This is a genomic window from Bradyrhizobium sp. ORS 375 (assembly GCF_000239775.1).
Classification (GTDB): domain Bacteria; phylum Pseudomonadota; class Alphaproteobacteria; order Rhizobiales; family Xanthobacteraceae; genus Bradyrhizobium.
The window spans coordinates 1-18,666 of record NZ_CAFI01000125.1; the positions used below are offsets into that span (position 1 = coordinate 1).

Annotated in this window: 21 protein-coding genes and 1 tRNA gene; 16 read left to right on the top strand and 6 right to left on the bottom strand. The window is 64.0% G+C overall.

The window, feature by feature from the left end; translation table 11 throughout:
• Positions 1–463: 463 nt before the first annotated feature.
• From BRAO375_RS11060 to BRAO375_RS11095, 8 genes are all read left to right on the top strand, one after another.
• Complete coding sequence (locus BRAO375_RS11060) at positions 464–1,612, top strand: thiolase family protein (protein ID WP_009027558.1); 1,149 nt, start codon at positions 464–466, stop codon at positions 1,610–1,612.
• The gene (locus tag BRAO375_RS11065; RefSeq protein WP_009027559.1) at positions 1,612–2,001 is read left to right on the top strand and encodes a Zn-ribbon domain-containing OB-fold protein; all 390 of its coding nucleotides are present in this window, start codon (positions 1,612–1,614) and stop codon (positions 1,999–2,001) included. The genes BRAO375_RS11060 and BRAO375_RS11065 overlap by 1 nt, the downstream gene beginning before the upstream one ends.
• A gap of 257 nt (positions 2,002–2,258) precedes the next feature.
• Entirely contained in the window at positions 2,259–3,119 is an 861-nt protein-coding gene (locus BRAO375_RS11070; RefSeq protein WP_009027560.1) for a MaoC family dehydratase, read from the top strand.
• A gap of 138 nt (positions 3,120–3,257) precedes the next feature.
• Positions 3,258–4,136, top strand: a complete 879-nt coding sequence (locus tag BRAO375_RS11075; RefSeq protein WP_009027561.1) for an SDR family oxidoreductase — start codon at positions 3,258–3,260, stop codon at positions 4,134–4,136.
• 108 nt (positions 4,137–4,244) lie between these two features.
• Entirely contained in the window at positions 4,245–5,198 is a 954-nt protein-coding gene (locus BRAO375_RS11080; protein WP_009027562.1) for a dihydrodipicolinate synthase family protein, read from the top strand.
• A 2-nt stretch (positions 5,199–5,200) separates the two neighbouring features.
• Positions 5,201–6,004 carry an NUDIX hydrolase gene (locus BRAO375_RS11085; protein WP_009027563.1) on the top strand — a complete coding sequence of 268 codons (804 nt, stop codon included), beginning with the start codon at positions 5,201–5,203 and terminating at the stop codon, positions 6,002–6,004.
• A gap of 111 nt (positions 6,005–6,115) precedes the next feature.
• Positions 6,116–8,797, top strand: coding sequence for a PAS domain S-box protein (locus BRAO375_RS11090; RefSeq protein ID WP_009027564.1), 2,682 nt, complete (start codon positions 6,116–6,118; stop codon positions 8,795–8,797).
• 137 nt (positions 8,798–8,934) lie between these two features.
• Positions 8,935–9,387, top strand: coding sequence for a hypothetical protein (locus tag BRAO375_RS11095; RefSeq protein WP_009027565.1), 453 nt, complete (start codon positions 8,935–8,937; stop codon positions 9,385–9,387).
• 15 nt (positions 9,388–9,402) lie between these two features.
• Here BRAO375_RS11095 and BRAO375_RS11100 read toward each other — a convergent pair whose 3' ends face one another.
• Entirely contained in the window at positions 9,403–9,786 is a 384-nt protein-coding gene (locus BRAO375_RS11100) for a VOC family protein (protein WP_009027566.1), read from the bottom strand.
• A gap of 208 nt (positions 9,787–9,994) precedes the next feature.
• Here BRAO375_RS11100 and BRAO375_RS11105 point away from each other — a divergent pair, with 208 nt between their 5' ends.
• The 4 genes from BRAO375_RS11105 (at position 9,995) to BRAO375_RS11120 (ending at position 12,406) form a co-directional block, all read left to right on the top strand.
• Positions 9,995–10,723 carry a hypothetical protein gene (locus tag BRAO375_RS11105; protein ID WP_009027567.1) on the top strand — a complete coding sequence of 243 codons (729 nt, stop codon included), beginning with the start codon at positions 9,995–9,997 and terminating at the stop codon, positions 10,721–10,723.
• 156 nt (positions 10,724–10,879) lie between these two features.
• Positions 10,880–11,314, top strand: coding sequence for a hypothetical protein (locus BRAO375_RS11110; RefSeq protein ID WP_244423164.1), 435 nt, complete (start codon positions 10,880–10,882; stop codon positions 11,312–11,314).
• A gap of 181 nt (positions 11,315–11,495) precedes the next feature.
• Positions 11,496–11,909, top strand: coding sequence for a DUF3775 domain-containing protein (locus BRAO375_RS11115; RefSeq protein ID WP_009027569.1), 414 nt, complete (start codon positions 11,496–11,498; stop codon positions 11,907–11,909).
• 50 nt (positions 11,910–11,959) lie between these two features.
• A complete protein-coding gene (locus BRAO375_RS11120; protein ID WP_009027570.1) occupies positions 11,960–12,406 on the top strand; it encodes a host attachment protein in 447 nt (148 codons plus the stop codon).
• A 68-nt stretch (positions 12,407–12,474) separates the two neighbouring features.
• Here BRAO375_RS11120 and BRAO375_RS11125 read toward each other — a convergent pair whose 3' ends face one another.
• The 3 genes from BRAO375_RS11125 to BRAO375_RS11130 form a co-directional block, all read right to left on the bottom strand.
• Entirely contained in the window at positions 12,475–12,666 is a 192-nt protein-coding gene (locus BRAO375_RS11125) for a hypothetical protein (protein WP_009027571.1), read from the bottom strand.
• A gap of 135 nt (positions 12,667–12,801) precedes the next feature.
• Positions 12,802–12,990: a hypothetical protein gene (locus tag BRAO375_RS36205; RefSeq protein ID WP_009027572.1), complete on the bottom strand. Its 189-nt coding sequence runs from the start codon at positions 12,988–12,990 to the stop codon at positions 12,802–12,804.
• Between the two features lie 743 nt (positions 12,991–13,733).
• The gene (locus BRAO375_RS11130; RefSeq protein ID WP_009027573.1) at positions 13,734–13,925 is read right to left on the bottom strand and encodes a hypothetical protein; all 192 of its coding nucleotides are present in this window, start codon (positions 13,923–13,925) and stop codon (positions 13,734–13,736) included.
• 981 nt (positions 13,926–14,906) lie between these two features.
• Between BRAO375_RS11130 and BRAO375_RS38850 the strand changes: the two genes are divergently transcribed.
• The 4 genes from BRAO375_RS38850 (at position 14,907) to BRAO375_RS11145 (ending at position 17,311) form a co-directional block, all read left to right on the top strand.
• Positions 14,907–15,191, top strand: coding sequence for a class I SAM-dependent methyltransferase (locus BRAO375_RS38850; RefSeq protein WP_009027574.1), 285 nt, complete (start codon positions 14,907–14,909; stop codon positions 15,189–15,191).
• Positions 15,163–15,357, top strand: coding sequence for a class I SAM-dependent methyltransferase (locus BRAO375_RS38855; RefSeq protein WP_009027575.1), 195 nt, complete (start codon positions 15,163–15,165; stop codon positions 15,355–15,357). Before BRAO375_RS38850 ends, BRAO375_RS38855 begins: the two co-directional genes overlap by 29 nt.
• A gap of 306 nt (positions 15,358–15,663) precedes the next feature.
• Complete coding sequence (locus BRAO375_RS11140) at positions 15,664–16,374, top strand: hypothetical protein (RefSeq protein ID WP_139031358.1); 711 nt, start codon at positions 15,664–15,666, stop codon at positions 16,372–16,374.
• Positions 16,375–16,453: 79 nt separating this feature from the next.
• Positions 16,454–17,311, top strand: a complete 858-nt coding sequence (locus tag BRAO375_RS11145) for a class I SAM-dependent methyltransferase (protein WP_009027577.1) — start codon at positions 16,454–16,456, stop codon at positions 17,309–17,311.
• A gap of 702 nt (positions 17,312–18,013) precedes the next feature.
• Here BRAO375_RS11145 and BRAO375_RS11150 read toward each other — a convergent pair.
• Together BRAO375_RS11150 and BRAO375_RS11155 are read right to left on the bottom strand one after the other, a co-directional pair.
• Positions 18,014–18,090, bottom strand: a tRNA-Arg gene (locus BRAO375_RS11150).
• Between the two features lie 109 nt (positions 18,091–18,199).
• Positions 18,200–18,460 (bottom strand): hypothetical protein, encoded by a 261-nt coding sequence (locus tag BRAO375_RS11155; RefSeq protein ID WP_009027579.1) that lies wholly within the window; start codon positions 18,458–18,460, stop codon positions 18,200–18,202.
• Positions 18,461–18,666: the final 206 nt, after the last annotated feature.

Sequence of the window (18,666 nt, forward strand, 5' to 3'; positions counted from 1 at the left end):
CGTTTCTCGGCTGCACCTGTGGTACCTGCCGCCTGCATTTTTCTCGCAGGCGGGCCGCAGGCGTCAGCCGACGCCTGGCCTTCCCTGCGCCCTCCGATCGGCGAGGGTGAAACAGACCGTCATCACCCGGGCAGCGATGTCGCGGGAATGCGATCATCTGTGTAGTTCGATTTGGTGCTCGCTCGCGCCACATCCCCGGTGTCGTCCCGGGCTTGACCCGGGACCCATAACCACAGGGAGAAGTCGTCACGCACGCTGGTCGACCACGGTGTCTAACAACATCCGCCGGTGGCTATGGGTCCCGGGTCAAGCCCGGGACGACGGCGGAGTGAGAGGCGCCGTCGGCGGCATCTCCACCGCGCGGAATATTGTCCGCGCTTGCCAAGACGCTTGCCAAGCCTCGTATGAGGGTCCAGAAAATCTCCAACCATTGGGTAAGAAACGACAGGAAGCGGAGACGGAATTGACCATCAAGGGCAAGGCCTACATTGCCGGGATCTATGAGCATCCGACCCGGCACGCACCCGACAAATCGACCGCGCAACTGCACGCCGAGGTCGCCAAGGGCGCGCTGGAGGATGCCGGGCTCAGCGCGAACGATGTCGACGGCTATTTCTGCGCCGGCGATGCGCCGGGCGGTGCCTGGCCGATGGTCGATTATCTCGGGCTGAAGGTGCGGCACATCGATTCCACCGAGACCGGCGGCTGCTCCTATCTGATCCATGTCGGCCACGCCGCCGAGGCGATCGCCGCGGGCAAGTGCTCGATCGCGCTGATCACCTTGGCCGGCAAGCCGCGCACCGGCCCGATGCCGCCGCGCGCGGCGGGCGCGGAGGCTGATTTCGAAGCCGCTTACGGTGCGACCACCCACAACGCTTACGGCATGTGCGCCATGCGCCACATGCACGACTATGGCACGACGTCCGAGCAGCTCGCCTGGATCAAGGTCGCGGCCTCGCATCACGCGCAGTACAATCCGCATGCGATGCTCAAGGAGGTCGTCACGGTCGAGGACGTCATCAACTCGCCGATGATCTCCGATCCCTTGCATCGCATGGATTGCTGCGTCGTCACCGACGGCGGCGGCGCGCTGATTGTGACCACGCCTGAGATCGCCAAGAGCCTGAAGAAGCCGCTGGTGCGCCTGATCGGCCATGGCGAGGCCATGAAGGGGCCGCGCGGCGGCAAGGATCTCGATCTCACTTATTCCGCCGGCGTGTGGTCCGGCCCGCGCGCCTTCGAGGAAGCGGGCGTCACGCCGAAAGACATCAAATACGCCTCGATCTATGACAGCTTCACCATCACGGTGCTGATGCAGCTCGAGGATCTCGGCTTCTGTAGGAAGGGCGAGGGCGGCAAGTTCGTCGCCGACGGCAATCTCATCTCCGGCGTCGGCAAGCTGCCGTTCAACACCGATGGCGGTGGTCTCTGCAGCAACCATCCGGTCAACCGCGGCGGCATGACCAAGGTGATCGAGGCCGTGCGCCAGTTGCGCGGCGAAGCCCATCCGAAGGTGCAGGTGCAGAACTGCGACCTCGCCATTGCCCATGGCACCGGTGGCCTGCTCGGCGTTCGCCACGCCGCCTCGACCTGCATTCTGGAGCGCGTCTGATGTCTGAAGCCAAGAAATTGCCGGCTCCCGTCACCAATCCCGAGACCAAGGCCTTCTGGGACGCCGCCGCCGAGGGCAAGTTCCTGATCAAGCGCTGCACGTCGTGCGGCGAGGCGCATTACTTCCCGCGCTCGATCTGTCCGTTCTGCTTCTCGGATCAGACGGTGTGGGAGCAGAGCGCGGGCGAGGGCGAGATCTACACCTTCTCGATCATGCGCAAGTCGCCGACGGGCCCGTATGCGATTGGCTATGTGACCTTGAAGGAAGGGCCGTCGTTGCAGACGAATTTCGTCGACTGCGATTTCGATCAACTGAAGATCGGTCAGAAGGTGAAGGTGGTGTTCAAGCCGACCGACGGCGCGCCGCTTCCGTTCTTCACGCCGGTGTAGTAGGCGCGGGAGTACGGATGCATCCGCGCGTCATTGCGAGGAGCGAAGCGACGAAGCAATCCAGGGCGTCTTGCTCGGCCCTGGATTGCTTCGCTCCGCTCGCAATGACGATGGCGGATCGAGCTGTCTGCCTGACGACCAGTGCGTAGGATGGGCAAAGGCGCGGAGGGCCGTTCCCACCGTTCGACCAAAAGAAATGACGGTGGGCACGCTTCGCTTTGTCCACCCGACGAAGAAACGAAATTCGGGGAGGCGACATGCCGATCAACTACGATGAGCTGATGGCGATGAAGGCGATGGGGCAGCCCTACGCCTACACCGATCGCGAGGTGATGCTGTACGCCTATGGCATCGGCATGGGCGCCGATCCGATGGATGAGAAGGAGCTCGCCTTCGTCAACGAGGCCACGGCCGAGCCGCGGCCGCTGAAGGTGGTGCCGACCTTCGCCTCCGTCGCGGCCTGGGGCGCCGGTCCCGGCGACATGAAGCTGAACCGCGTGCTGGTCGTCGACGGCGAGCGCGACATCACCTTTCATAAGCCCCTGACTGTCGCCGCGAAGATCACCGCCGATTCCTCCGTGCTCGCCGTGTCCGACAAGGGCAAGGACAAGGGCGCCGTGATCCGCCACCAGACCATCCTGCGCGATGAGAGCGGCGCGCCATTGGCAACCCTGGTGGCCTCGCGCTTCGCCCGCGGCGACGGCGGCTTCGGCGGTCCGTCCGGCGGCATTCCCGATCCGCATGCGGTGCCCTCCCGCGCGCCGGACCGCAGCGTCGACATTTCGACGCGGCCCGACCAGGCGCTGATCTACCGCCTGTGCGGCGACCGCAACCCGCTGCACTCCGATCCCGAGTTCGCCCGCCGCGCCGGCTTCCCGCGGCCGATCCTGCACGGCATGTGCACCTACGGCCTGACCTGCCGCGCCGTGCTGCAGACCTATGCGGACTACGACGCCTCAGCGTTCAAGCAGCACGCGGCGCGGTTCTCCTCGCCAGTGTTTCCCGGCGAGACGGTGACGGTCGATCTGTGGAAGGACGGCAACGTGATCTCGTTCGAAGCCCGCGTGAAGGACCGCAACGTCACCGTCATCAAGAACGGCAAGACGGTGCTCGGTTGATGCAGGCGTGTGAGGCACACCTGTTAGTTGTCGTCATGCCCGGGCTTGACCCGGGCATCCATCCTCTTCCGAAGATGGATGGCCGGGTCAAGCCCGGCCATGACGGATAGAACAAACAACGCAGCGGGAGGACACACCATGGGACTGCTCGACGGCAAGGTGGCGTTGATCACCGGCGCAGGTGGTGGCCTCGGCGAGGCCTACGCAAAACTGTTCGCGCGCGAGGGCGCGGCGGTCGTCGTCAACGACCTCGGCGGCCCGCGCGACGGCTCCGGCTCGGACCTGTCGATGGCCGAGCAGGTGGTCGCCGCGATCAAGGCCGAGGGTGGCCGCGCGGTCGCCAACGGCGCCGACATCTCGACCATGGCCGGCGGCCAAGCGGTGTTCGACGACGCCATCCGCCATTTCGGCCGCGCCGACATCCTGGTCAACAATGCCGGCATCCTGCGCGACCAGACCTTCGCGAAGTCGAGCGAGGCCGACTGGGACAAGGTGATCCAGGTCCACCTCAAGGGCACGTTCTGTTGCACGCTGCCGGTGTTCCGCTGGATGCGCGACAATGGCGGCGGCGTCATCGTCAACACCTCCTCGACCTCGGGCCTGATCGGCAATTTCGGCCAGTCCAACTACGGCGCAGCCAAGGGCGGTATCTGGGGCCTGTCGAACGTATTGGCCATTGAGGGCCGCAAGTACAACATCCGGGTCTGGACTCTGGCGCCGGGTGCGCTGACGCGGATGACCGCCGATCTGCCGCGCTACAAGGAGAACCCGGGCGCGGCGCTGACGCCGGAAGGCATCGCGCCGGCTGTGCTCTACATGGTCAGCCATCTGTCCGGCGATCAAACGGGCAAGGTGCTCGGCGTCTCCGGTCCGCGCGGCGTGCGCGAGTTGCGCATGATGGAAATGGATGGCTGGAAGCCGCCATCCTCGGCCTGGAAGGCGGAGGACATCGCCGAACATGCAGGGGAGATATTCTTTTCGGAGGCCGAGATTCGAAAGTCCGCGCGGCGGTTCTAGGCTATAGCGTCATTCCGGGACGGTCCGAAGGACCGGACCCGGATCTCGAGACTCCGGGTTCGCCTCTGCGAGGTGCCCCGGAACGACCAAACGAGAGAGAGGCTCCAGATGAAGCTCACCGCCGCCGCCAAAGGCACCTTCGCGATCGCGCCGACGCCGTTCCACGATGACGGCCGCATCGACGAGGCCTCGATCGACCGTCTGGTCGATTTCTATGCCGAGGCCGGCTGCGACGGCATCACGGTGCTGGGAATCATGGGTGAGGCGCCGAAGCTCGATGCCGCCGAATCCGAGCAGGTCGCAGTGCGGTTCGCCAAGCGGGCCAAGAACCTGCAGATCATCGTCGGCGTCTCGGCGCCGGGGTTTGCGACCATGCGCGCGCTGGCCCGCGCCTCGATGGACGCAGGCGCGGCCGGCGTGATGATCGCGCCGCCGCCCAGCCTGCGCACCGATGATCAGATCACGGGCTATTTCAGGCAGGCGCAGGAGGCGATCGGCGAGGACATTCCGTGGGTGCTGCAGGACTACCCGCTGACGCTGAACGTCCAGTTCACGCCGGCGGTGATCCGCAAGATCGTCATGGACAGTCCGTCCTGCGTGATGCTCAAGCACGAAGACTGGCCGGGCCTGGAAAAGATCTCGGCGCTGCGCGCGTTCCAGAAGGACGGCTCGCTGCGGCCGCTGTCGATCCTGTGCGGCAATGGCGGCCTGTTCCTGGACTTCGAGATGGAGCGCGGCGCCGACGGTGCGATGACCGGCTACGCCTTTCCGGAAATGCTGGTCGACGTCGTCAAGCTGTCGCAGGCCGGCAAGCGCGATGCCGCGCATGACCTGTTCGACGCCCATCTGCCGCTGGTCCGCTACGAGCAGCAGCCCGGGGCCGGGCTCGCGGTGCGCAAATACGTGCTGCAGAAGCGCGGCGCCATCGCCTCCAGCGCGCAGCGCAAGCCAGGCTCCGCGATCTCGGCCGCGGCCAAGGCCGAGGTCGATTATCTCTTGTCCCGCGTCGCCCGCACCGACACCCGCGCTAGTCTGCAACCCCGAGCCACCGCCGCGGAGTAATCATGACTGAGGCTGCCGCCGTTCGTCCCGCCTCGACCGTGCTGCTGCTGCGCGACAGCGCGTCGGCCCGGGAGATCGAGCTGTTCATGATGGTGCGTCACCATCAGATCGAGTTCAACTCGGGCGCCCTGGTTTTTCCCGGTGGCAGCGTCGACAAGGGCGATCGCGAGATCGCCGGCAATCCCGAGCTCTATGCCGGTGATCAGGGGCTCGATGTGGAGGCGCTCGGCTTCCGCATCGCAGGCGTCCGCGAGACCTTCGAGGAGAGCGGCATCCTGCTGGCGCGCCGCAAGGGCGCTGCGGCGCTGATCGATGCCGCCGCCGCGCGCGAGATCGAGGCGGCGCACCGCCTGGCATTGTGCGAGAGCAAGATCAGCTTCCGCGAGGTGATCGAGGCGAACGGCCTCGTGCTGGCGCTGGATGCGCTCGTGCCCTATGCGCATTGGATCACGCCCGAAGGCATGCCGAAGCGCTTCGACACCTGGTTCTTCCTGGCGGCCGCGCCGCCGGACCAGCTCGGCGCCCATGACGGCCGGGAATCGACCGACTCGATCTGGGTATCGCCACGCGAGGCGCTCGCGGGCGGCGACGACGGCCGCTTCAAGCTGCCGTTCCCGACCACGCGCAACCTGATCCGGCTCGGCAAACAGCCGGCGGTGGCCGATGCGCTGGCCGCCGCGCGTGACATGGCCATCGTGACGGTGATGCCGGTCATGACCAGGACTGCCGACGGCGGTCGCGAGCTGCGCATTCCGCGCGAGGCTGGCTATGACGGGGAGGTGTTCGCGTTCGGTGCGGCCGGTTAACCGCACAGACTATTTTTCGTCTGGCGGGGGTTCCAGGCGGGCGATGTTCCTAATTTGTTCTATTTGCCGCGCGGCGGCTCGTATATACTGCGGTTCCGACCATCGGATCCCATGAGTAAAAACGTTGATTTCGGCCTGGCCTGTGATCGCCTCCGATCCATCACGATCGGACGGATGATCTTTGGCAGCTTTTTGCTGCTGCTGGCCGTCATCACCGCCACCAGCATGGCGAGCGTGATCGCCATTCGCCACATCGATTCGACCTTTGCCGAGCTGCAGCGGCTGCAGGGCGTCGGCGATCTCGCCGAGGAAATCGATCAGCGCATGAATGAGCTGCGGCTCGCGGCACGCGATTTCGTCACCGATCCCGCCTCGCGCTCCGACCGCGTGATGGAAGCGGCGACCGAGCTCAGCGCGCTGTTGAAGAAGACGCGGCTGCAGCTGGCGCCGGAGCAGCAGGCGACCATCGATGGCGTCTCGCAGCGGCTGACGAACTACCGCGAGGGCATCGACCGGATCAGTGCGCTGATCGGGCAGCGCGCCGAGCTCCTGTCGGGGCTGCCGGCGGCGCGCGAGAGATTTGAGGAGGCGATCGCGGGCGTTACCGATCGCGGCACGGCGCGCGCCTTGTTCCAGGTGCAGAACCAGGTCGGAGCGGCGCTGCTGGCACGCGATCCCGCCGGTGCCGAGCTGGCGGCCCGCAGCATGCGCGCGCTGCCGATCGAGGACGCCAATTTGCGGGCGGCGGTGGACCGCTATGCCGAGGCGATCATCGCGATCTCCGGCACCGAGGACGAGATCGGCCGGCTGGACAAGGAGGTGCTGGGCATCGAAGGCCGGCTGATCGGCCGCGTCACCGAGCTGTTGCGCGCGCTGAGCGCCAGCCAGGGCAAGGTGCTGTCGCGCGACTTCGCGCGCACGCTCGCGGAAACGAAGTGGCAGAGCATCATCTTCGGCACATCAGGCGTGCTGATCGGCATCTTTGCCGCCTGGTTCGTGGTGCGCCGGACGGTGAAGCCGCTCGCCTCGATCGCGCGCTCGATCCGGGCGCTGGCGGCGGGCGAGAAGGCGACCTCGATCCCGCAGACCGACGTCCAGAACGAGATCGGCGATATCGCGCGCGCCGCCGAGGTGTTCCGGCAGACGCTGCAGGACGCCGACGCCGCGCGCGAGGCGGCGGTGCGCGCGCTCGCCGAGCAGCGACTCGCCGAGGAGAGCTATCGCAAGCTGTTCGAAGCCTCGATCGACGGCATCTATGTGACCACCCCGAGCGGTCTCGTGCTCAACGCCAACCCGGCGCTTGCGCGCATCATGGGCTACGAATCGCCGGGCGATCTGATCCAGAGCGTCAACGACATCGCGGATACGATCTACGTCCATCCCCTGGCGCGCGAACGCTATCAACGGCTGATGCGGCGCGACGGCATGGTGCGCGAGTTCGAGTACCAGGTTCGGCGGCGCAACGGGGAGATCCGCTGGCTCTCCGACAGCGCCACGGTGGCGCGCGACGACAATGGCGAGGTCGTCCGCTACGAGGGGGTGGTTCGCGACATCACCGATCAGAAACGCGCCGAGGACGCGATCGCGGAAGGACGGCGCTTGCTGCAGCAGGTCATCGACACCGTCCCGGCGGTCATCAACGTCAAGGATCGCAACCTGCGTTACGTGCTGATGAACCGCTACATGGCAGGCATCTTCAACGTGGAGCCCGAGGATGCGCTGGGACGCACGACGGGCGAGCTGATGTCGCGCTACGGCGCCAACAAGACCGACGCCAACGACAAGCGCGTGCTCGCGACGAAGGACGGCCTCGGCTTCTACGAGGAAGAATACCTGGATTCCTGCAACGTCATGCGGCAATGGCTCGTCAATAAGCTGCCGCTGCTCGATGCCGACGGCGAGGTCGACAAGATCGTCACCGTGGCGCTGGACATCGGTGAGCGCAAGAAGAGCGAGCAGGAGATGCGCAAGGCGAAGGAGGCGGCCGAGACTGCGCTCCGGAACCTGCGCGAGACGCAGGCCTCGCTGATCGAGGCCGAAAAGCTCGCGGCGCTCGGCCGCATGGTCGCGGGCGTCGCGCATGAGGTCAACAATCCCGTCGGCATCAGCCTGACGGTGGCTTCCGCGCTCGAGCGCAAGACCGAGCGTTTCAGCGAGGCGGTGACGCGCGGCGAATTGAGGCGCTCGAGCCTCAACGAGTTCATCGACACCAGCCGCAATGCGGCGGCGCAGCTGGTGGCCAATCTCAATCGCGCGGCAGAATTGATCCAATCGTTCAAGCAGGTCGCGGCGGACCGCAACTACTCCGACCAGCGCAGCTTCGATCTGGCCGATCTCACGGAGCAGGTGGTGATGAGCCTGCGCCCGGGCGTGCGCAGACAGAACCTGACGATCAATGTCGATTGCCAGCCCAATCTGGTGATGAACAGCTATCCCGGCCCCTACGGCCAGGTGCTCACCAATCTCTTCCTCAATGCCGTCGCGCATGCGTTCCCGGATGGACGCAGCGGAGTGATCGAGATCCGGGCCCGCGAATCCGGGCGCGACAATGTCGAGATCATCTTTTCCGACAATGGCTGCGGCATGTCGCTCGACGTCCGCCGCCGCGCCTTCGACCCGTTCTTTACGACACGCCGCGATCAGGGTGGCACCGGGCTCGGGTTGCACATCGTCTACAGCATCGTCACCAACCGGCTCGGCGGCCGGCTCGATCTCGACACCGAGCCCGGCGCCGGCACGCGTATTCAGATCATCCTGCCGCGCACCGCGCCACTGGAGCAGGCCGCGGAGTAGTCACGCTTTCGCTGCTGACGTGCTGGGACTACGTCGATCCCTGGGTCGACTCTCACGAAGCCGCGATCGATTCGAAATCTGGCCCGGTTGATGCATCGCCATCGACGCACCCCGGAGTGGTGCAGGAGCCAGATGGAATGAGCAAATCGATCGTGTCCCGCGGCCATGCGTCGCATCGCGCTGATTGTTCGGCTGTCAGTCACCCCGGTTCAAGGCGGCAGGAGGCCGGCCGCTGGAAGCCTCCGATCCAGGTCACCGGCGCAGCATTGCTGATCGCGCTCGCCACGCCGGCGCAGGCGCGCGACCGCGGGCAATGGGCGAACTCATCGCCCGATATCAAGGCGTGGTTCGAGGGCCTGCGCAGCGGCAAGGGCCCGTGCTGCTCCGATGCCGACGGCAGCGCCGTCAGCGACGTCGATTGGGAGAGCAAGGGCGGCCACTACCGTGTCCGCATCGAAGGCGAATGGTTCGATGTGCCCGACGATGCCGTGATCACCGAGCCCAACCGCGTCGGCCGCACCATGGTCTGGCCGATGCGCGGCTATCAGGGGCTCTCGATCCGCTGCTTCATGCCGGGCAGCATGACGTAGTCGGGACGCGGCCGATCAGGCGTATCTCTTGTCGCGCTCGAGGAGCTCGATGGAGATGCCCTCGGGGCCGCGGATGAAGCAGATGCGCACACCGGGGCGGATCGTCGTCGGCTCGGTCGTGAAGGTGACGCCCTTGGCCTTCAGCTCGGCCGCCACGGCGTCGATGTCCTTCACCGTGAGCCCGAAATGATCAAGGCCCTGGTGTGGCGTCACAGGCGGAGCATTGACGCCGTCACCCGGCTCGACCTTGGCAATGAACACGCTGGCGCCTCCCAGCTTGACGTCGATGCGGCCGGGATTGCGGACAATCTCGCCGCCGAGAATGTCGTGGAGCCAGTTGGCGGTCGCTTCCGGGTCCGGGCTGCGGAGATGAATGTGGTCCCAGGTGACTTGCAGCATCGTCGAGATCTTTCGCCCAGTGAACCGCCCGAGCAGCGGCAGCGTTTGCATGATGTCGGCAACGACGCGCCTGTTTAACGGCTCGCCCGCGGCCGCGCCAGTGCCCCCAACCAGCCGGTATCCGAACCTGCCCTCCAATTGTCGGCTTTGCCTGCAACGCTGTCGTTGTTTGCTGATTGAACTTCCAAACGCCCCGCCGGGGCGGCCGATGGTGCAGACAGACATGAGCGCGGGTCTCTCTCGTTCGTTGGGACGCAAGCTCGGCGCTACGGCTTCCTTGGCCGCGCGCCGGCGCGACGACGCGCAGATCCCGCTGGGAACCGCGTTGCTGGGCCTGCTCGCGCTGGCGCTGATCACGTCGGGCGTGGTCGCTTGGCTGATCGTGTCGGCGGATGACGGCGAGAACGCAGACATATCCCTCGCGCAGCTCGTGATGAACCATGCGAATGCGCCCTACGCCGGCGATGAGGACGGCACGCAGCCGTCGCGGGGCTTCCCGTCCGTGGTGCCCGGAGCGGCGGAAAACTTGGGCACCAGTCCAGCTCCGTCCGGGGCGGCCGTCGGCCCGGGGAGCAGGCTGATGGACGCCAATGCGAGCCTCGCCCCGATCCTGCGGCAAGAACGTCCTGCGACCCCGAGCCCGGACGTTTTGTCCGGCCTGCGCATCAGTTCCCAGTCGTGGCGACGAGGCGGTCTCGGGTCGAAAGCCCTCGTGACCTTCACGTTGCGCAATACCAATGGCTTCGCCGTCAAGGATGTCGAGATCAACTGCGCCTTCGCCCGGCGCGACGGTGGGCATGTGAGCGACCGTCGCCGGGTCGTCTCGGGAGAAGTGCGGTCGCAGAGCCGCCGGACCTTCGCCGCCGTCCATGTCGGATTTGTCAACGTTAATGTCAGCACGGCCAAATGCGTGCTGGTTGCAGCGACGAAAATCTAATTATGTCGCGCTAGTTTCCGGCGGTCGTTGAACCTGATCGGTTGCGCCGGGAACATACTGTCATGGCCTCCGTTAGGGTGGATGGTCGGCTCAAGTGAGCCGACGGAGCGGTGAATTATGCCCATCTTGCGTTACTTTCTGTTTGTTGGCGGTACTTTGTTCGCGCTGCTGATCCTCGCGGACGCTGTGCTTCCCAGCGTACCGCTGCCGGCGAACTTGACAGCCGCATCCGATCTGCCGGCCGTGCGCATCAAATCGGCCCGCCAGTGGCCTGAGCGGATCGTGATGGATACGTCGGTGCCGGCACCTGTGACGGTCGCGAAGGCCGAGCAGCCGGCGGTCGTGTCGGCCACCGAGCCTGCGCGGAGCCATCCGCGTGACGCGTTTGCGCAGATGAACGTCACCGAGACCAAGCGCGAGGCGGTGGCCACCGCGACCGTCGAAGTGCCCCGGACAGCAACGAAGATGTCGGAGACGCCGACCAAGTCCGCAGCGAGCGCGAAGCGGAAGGCTACGAAAGCGCATCCGGGCAAACCGATGATCCTCGTCGCACAGCAGCCCCATTCCGGCGGACTCGTTGCCACTTGGTAGGAAGCCGCTGTCGTTCGTTCTCGACTCAGAGGAAGGTCTTCGCTGACGACGTGGCCGAGCAGAACCGTTCTCCGTGCCGCCGGCCTGCCTTGATCTTGCGCAAAGTGCACTCCCGCCGGAGCGCCTAGCGTCACCTCGATGGGACTAGGGCGCGTTGCCCTCGGCCCCAGGGAGACGCAGAATGACGACCAGCCCGCCCAACCTGTCCATCTCGCCGGAGAAGGTCGCCTTCGTCGTGACGAAGGCTCATCAGTACGAGATGGAAGCCGCCGAGCCGGATCTGCTCGCAGATCTCGCGGACGACGATTCGGCGCCGGGCACCGGGGGACGCGGTCGGAACACCGACCGATCGGAGCTTATCAGCTTCATAAAGGGGCTCAATGTCGACGAGCAGATCGATCTTGTGGCGCTGACCTGGCTCGGCCGCGGCGACGGCTCGCTCGAGAATTGGGATGAGCTGCGCGCCCAGGCTGCCCAGGCGCACAACAACCGCACAGCCACCTATCTGATCGAGACGCCGATGCTCGGCGACTATCTGGAGGAAGCCTTGTCGGAATTCGGTCTCTCCTTGGAAGATTTCGAAGAAAGCCTCTAGGGCTTGGCTCGCGTTGCCCAGGTGGGTGCGAGCGACGAAGGAGTAGGGTGATGGACAAGATGAAGGTCGGAACCGGCGACTGGGTCGTCGTGTGCGATGGGCGCAAGGCGCTGATCCTGGAGAATGTCGGCGACAGCATGTTTCCGAACCTGCACACCAAGGAGGTTCATGAGCACGAGAACGACCGCACGAGCGCTCAAGGCAGCGATGCGCCGGGCTCCGTGCAGCAATCCTTCGGCCACGCCCGCAGCTCGGTGGAGCAGACGGATTGGCACGATCAGGCCGAGCGGGCCTTTCTCAAGCAGATCGCCGACCGGCTTCATCACGCCGTCCTCGCCGGCGAGACCAAAGCCTTGACCATGGTCGCCTCGCCGCGCGCACTCGGCATGATCCGCGCCGATTACTCCGACGCCGTGCGCAAGGTTCTGCATGGCGAGGTCCACAAGGACCTGGTCAAGCTGCCGGTCTATGAAATCGAAAAGCAGCTGCTCGCCTGAGGCCGCAGCTCACGACGAAGGCCGAAGGGTCATGGTCTCGCCGGGTCCATACCGTGGTTGCGGCGAGATCAATGCGACCTTTCCAACGATGTCTCCTTCTCCGGCGCAGCCGGTACAAGGCTGGCGTCCGGGTGCGCCGCCTTCTCGACGATCTCGTAGCCGCAATCGTCCAGCCATGCGATGAGACGGTCGGCCATGGCATAATCCCAGGTCGGATAGGAGCGGGCGATGACCTGGCGGGGCGGGAGCTTGCGAGGCATGGTTTTCCCGTGACGTGCAACGATGCTTGGTCTTGCGTTGTCTGTTGAACCCCCGAACTCCTGACCAGTTCCAGCAGACCTCCGTCTGAGCGAGGTGCTTCAGTCGCGCGTGTTCAGTGCGATCGGGAGCGTCGGTCAGCAGGCGCTGATCATCTGCGGTGGCAACTCATCGGCCGTGCCGTTTGCGGCAGCGATCTCGTCTCTCTTCTCGACGATCTCGTATCCGCAGTGGTCGAGCCATGCGATCAATCGATCAGCCATGGCGTAATCCCAGCTGGGGTACGATCGGGCAATCACTTCGCGCGGCGTGAATTTTCGAGCCATGATGTTGACCTGTCTGACCGCTTCACCCCGATCCATCCGAAACTGTTGTCGCTTCGTGGTGGAAATCAGTTCTTTTCGCTACGTTTGATGTGAAGAGATGACTTTTAGCTTTCCGTGGTGCCCAGACAGGCGCGGTCGGATCGAAATATGGTAAAAACATCCTCGCCGCGCCGAGCTTCGAACCATTTCGATGGTGAGTTGTGGCGTTCTCGTGCGGAGAGCAAGGCGGGTCCATGATGCGCGCCGCGATCTTTCGTCACAGGCGAGCGGCAGAAATCGCGAGGACGCATGCTTGGTTGGCCTCATTCGAAACAGCGCCGTCGCGCATTGTGCAGGAACGGACTGAGCGCTCGACGCTTTCCGGAGGAGTGGCCGGCGCTGAAGGCCCAAGTGAGGCGAACGGCTCCTGCGCACCGCGCATGCATTGGAGTAGAGCAATGAGGCTGATGTTTCTCGCCGTGCTGTTGACCGGCCTTGCCGCTGAAGCCGGCGGAGCGATCGCAAACCAATCCTGTGGTCCAGGATGCCATGTCGCTCCTAATGGCGGATGCGTCGTGGATGGCTGGGAGATGGGAGCGCCGGTGTGGAACGAGTGTCCGGCGGGCACCCGGCCCAGGCCGCCATGTGGCGCCGCTTTCAAATGGAGCCGGCAGGCAAAGGCCTGCATCATCAGATGAACGATCGATCGGCGGGGCCGAGGCTGGTAGCGCGTTGGCGCGCGGCGGCTGCGCTCGCTCTTGAACTCAGAGCCCGGAAACCGTGCCGATGTCCAACGTGAACAGGCGCTGATCGTCAGCGTCGCCGGAATGGGCGAGGACCTGCTGCAGCAGACCGATCACCGCGGTCGCCCGCGCCTGCTCATCGGTATCATCGTAGGAGGTCGCAGCCAGCACCGAGCCATTGGCCTCGCACATCGCCTTGATCTGAACAATCATCGTTGCATCCCATGCCGCTTCGGTCCGGGGACAATGGCCCAGATCGTGTTAAATTCGCGCAAAATGTTTCGAATAATCCGATGGTATCATTGCGCGCGTCGGGCCGCCGCCGATAATCCTCGTGTCAGCCAGCTTTAGGATGGATGACGTCGCGCGGTGCGCTGAACAGCGCGGTGACAGGCTCGTCGTTCGGCGACAGCGGGCCCATGTAGTCGACGGCGCCAGCGCCGCGCGATACCCGCAACAACAGGCAAGGGTTTGTTGGCAAGCGGACCTGCGCACCGCGACGCTGATCACCGCACCACATGTCGTCGCTAGAGCATGCCGTTGTCATGCTTGCGCGGCACGGCAACATTGGAGGTGGAGTCGGCAGCGCAGACGGTTCAAAGGTTCAGTTCATCACGCCTTCGGGCTGCGGCACGGCACCCTGCAGTGTCTGCATTCCCCGAGCAAAAACTCTGAACCAACAGAGGCGACACCAGCAACGGCGACAGTAGGGTAACCAGCCAACGGCTGGTCACCGCCAAAAAACACGCGCCTCACGAAGCAAGCGCCAACGAGGCTCCTGGAGAGTATGCGAAGTGGGGCGGGCAGGTACGAGCGATGTCAAAATAGCGCTGCCCTTACTCAAGTAATGAACACAAAACATAGTTTCGATCAAGAGTTGCTCTTTCGGCCGTCCTTCGCCAGTTTCCCGAAACCAAAACTTCTAGCATCCATCCGTGCTTCAAGCAGCGTTGTCGCGCTAGGATCATGATTGATCTCAGCGCGAGCGAACGAGATTTATTGTCCCCTCAACAGAGGCAAATCTATGTCCGAACGACAACCAAGTCGGACCGCTCTCGGCGCAGCCAGATATCGGGCTGCCCATCAGCTATTGGAGGGCGGCAAGGTATTCTCCGATCCTCTCGCCCGCACCATCCGTGGTGACGGCGCCGATGCCATCATCGCTGGATATCCGCAAGCCCGGCACAACGGGGCATGCGCATCTTCATCGCGGCGCGCAGCCGCTTTGCCGAGGATTGCCTTGGTGTGGCCGTGGCACGCGGCGTGCGGCAAGCGGTGGCTCTCGGCGCCGGCTTGGATACATTCGCGCTGCGCAATCCATATTCGGATTTAGGGTTGCGGGTTTTCGAGGTCGATCATCCCGCGACCCAAGCCCGGAAACGAAGGCGCCTGTCGGAGGTCGGCCTCACTATTCCGGCCTCGCTGACCTTTTCGGCGATCGACTTCGAAAGTGACGATCTCGGTCGCGGGGCTACGTGATGCCGGCTTCGATCCTGATCGCCCCGCGCTCTTCATCGGGCTTGGCGTCGTCCCCTATCTTGGGCGAGCAGCCATAGGGACGACGCTGCGTTATATTGCTAGCGTCCCGGAATCCGTGGTGGTGTTCGATTATAGCGGACCGCTGGAGAGCTATCCGCCGGAGTAGCGAGCCGGAATCGTCGCGCTCGGGGCGTATACGGCCGAAATCGGTGAACCCTGGCTCAGTCATTTCGATCCCGACGAGATCGCGCAAGAGCTTCGCGGATATGGCTTCGGAGATCTCGAAGACATCGGCACGTCCCAAATGGCTGTCCGTTATTTGGGCTCGCCCGGTAGCGGCCCCGGTGGGCACGTGATCCGGGCAGCCCGTGCGCCGTGATGTCTCGACGTCGGCAGGCTCGTGCGCCGCGGCGATCGGCGCCAACCAAGGTGCTGGATTCGATGCTGCCGCAATCGGGCGCGTTGGCGGTGATTGGCCGCGCGCCAACACCACCGGCAACGTCCCGAATATCCAGGCGGCTGCCGCCTCAACCTGCGCCTTCCGCGAGAAAGGCAACGCGATCGGTTGCGGAATGCTCGCGACGGCGCCTACGCGGCCAACAGCGTCACCAATGCCAAGCTGGCGCAGATGGTCAATCGGGCCATCAAGTGTCGCACCACCGCGGACCCCGGCGACCCTGAGGATTGCACGGCGACCCGCACGCGGCCGTCGCTGGTTGTCGGTACCACCGTCCAAGCCCGGGAAGCCGATCCGATCCCGTCGCGGCGCTGTCGACCAAATCGCATGATCGCGTGCAGCGGCGCCGGCACCGCGGCCGCGCGCACGATCACGGCGCCGGCCGCGGGGATCACCATCAGCAACGGCGACGGCGTGGCCGGCAACCCGACCCTGGCGCTCGCCAATGATCTGGCGCCGTCGAGGGCCTCAGCGGCACCGGCGTCACTCGACTTCTCCATCTCAACGATCGGAAGCTGCACAAACACGATCGGATTCACGCTTCCGAATACCCCGAACGCGGGTGCTGGCCTGGCGGGGCATGAGATCGCGGCAAATGGCAAGACGATCACTTGCTCCATCCTTTGTGGATCGACCGGCGGGACGTGCGTCAAGGCCGATGCGAGCAACTTCGTGGCGGGCGATTGCTTCGTGATCTCGGACGTCTATGAAGATCAACAGCGCTGAACGGCCTAATCAAGATAGACGCTTGTCCGTGCTGCAACATTTGGTAATATGCCACCGTACCGGCGTAGGGTGGGGTGGTATGGGTATTCTGACGTCGTATCTTTGGTATCTGCAGAGGCGAGGCCTGCTCAAGCCGGGCGACGCTGTGTTGGATATCGGCTCCTCGTTCTTGCACGATCTCACCGTCGAGGACGCTCAGCTGTTGGTGGCTGCGTTTGGCGGAAGCCCCATATCGGATGATGTTGCAGAGGATCTCGCCGAGCGCTCACTCCTAAAACCTGGCCGTGAGATGCTGTATCTGTCGGAGCTGCTCGAGCACACCGCCATCGACTATGTATCGTTCGATGTTTGCCCGGGGCATAAGACACGCGTGTTCGATCTTAACCGCGAGGAGATGCCCGCCGATCTCTGCGGCTCATTCGATGTCGTGCTGAATTTCGGAACATCCGAGCATATCATCAATCAGGTGAACGTGTTCAAGGTGATGCATGATGCTCTGAAAATAGGCGGGGTCGTCGCACACCAGTCTCCGAGCATCGGTTCGGTCAACCACGGCTACTTCTGCTATCATCCGAGGTTTTTTGATGACCTGCAGCTGGCCAATGGATACGAGAAGGTCGACCAGTTCTACGTGCGTACCTCGCAATGCCTTCCAGCCGATATCGACTTCAGGATCGAAAAGCGTCCGTTGGATAGATCAGAAAACGATGATCTTGGGACTGTCATTCCTTGTTTCAATCTGAATGCGGTTTACCGGAAAGTGCAGAGCGCACCTTTCCGCGTGTCGCTTGAGTTGAGCACGGCGCACTCGGCACTGGCCGCGGAGATCCGGGCCATCCACGTCGAGGATCCAGTTGTTCACCAGACCCGCGCGGTCGACCTGATTTCATCCCTGATCAAGCGAGGGGCTGCCCGGCTGGGCGTTGCGGTCAGGTAGTGTTGATCGTATCGAGTGCATCGTTGAGGAGGCCGCCTTCGGGCGGCTTTTTTGTTTTTCAGCGCATCGGGCAGGGGGAAGCGTTGCGCTTCTCCTCTCAGGCCGTCGATGACTTGGTTGTCCAACTCACCGCGTGCGGCCGGCGATCCCAAATGAACTCCGGCGCATACTCTTTCGTGGAGTTCGGACGGTACGTATCAATATGAAGTATACGCAACCCGATATGGCAACGGACATGCTGGAAGCCGATATTGAGAAGCTCGGTAGGCTTAGTCATCGAATAGAGACTGCAGATGATTATGCCGGTCTTGCCTTTGGGGTGCCAGCATGTGGCCGGAATAGACGTGACCGCTAGTGGTCTTAAGATCAACGGCTTCGCCGCAGAAGCAATGGGCTTGGCCGGATCTGCTTTGCGTTGGCCCGGCGACCTGCATCGTGCATCATATGGATCCAGGCGCGATAGGCGCAGTCTCGACGTCTGCGCGTGTGAAGCCGCTAGGTTTTTGCCTCCTGGTCGGGCGGCCCGCAAGCCACCTCCCGCGTTCAATGCATTCGACTTAGTCCGGACTTCTTCCGGGATTTTTGTTCCGCATCGGTCCCGAATTCCCCACTTTGATCCCGATTTTCGAGAAACCTCAGAAGCGACCGACGGCAATCGCTGTGCAATCCCTTTGCTTCATTGAGGCAATTTAGCCGTGTCGCTGGCGCGCTCGGAGAGATTCGAACTCCCGACCCTCGGAATCGAAATCCGATGCTCTATCCAGCTGAGCTACGAGCGCGTACCGACGGGATGCAGACCCACCAAGGAGCTCCGGATATCAGAGTTGGCGGGGCAAGGCCAGCCTTCGCAGCGCATCGTCATCGACTTGCTGGAGGCGGCCGCCTGCGTCAGAAGCAGGGGTGCCTGCGCCGGTCCTGGCCGATATAGGCGGCCGAGCTCTGGTAGCAATGGTTGGTCGAGGGACCGTCGTAGAACGCGAAGGTGCCGGGCAGTGGGCCAGGGCCATAATTGTGCAGGTAGCTGATCGCGTAGGGCAGGCCATGGTGATGGCGATGGTGTCGGTGATGGCCGCGCGCCTCGGAGGCGGCCGGAGCCAGGGCCACCGCGGCGACGATCAGGGCTGCGGCTGACAATGCGAGCTTGCTCATGTTTTTCCTCCAGGAAACGACAGTAAGGCAGCCATCGGGCCGGTAATCTAGCCCGACAGGGGCGGAAAGGGTGCGCAAAGAGGGCCGTTCTGTCAAAATTTTGGCCTTTTCCGCATGCTTAAGGATTCCATGACAATGTTCGGGAGATGCCGTCGGGCCGAACGGCCCTGCCGCGATCGCGCCGACTTGAGACCGGGTTTCCTGTC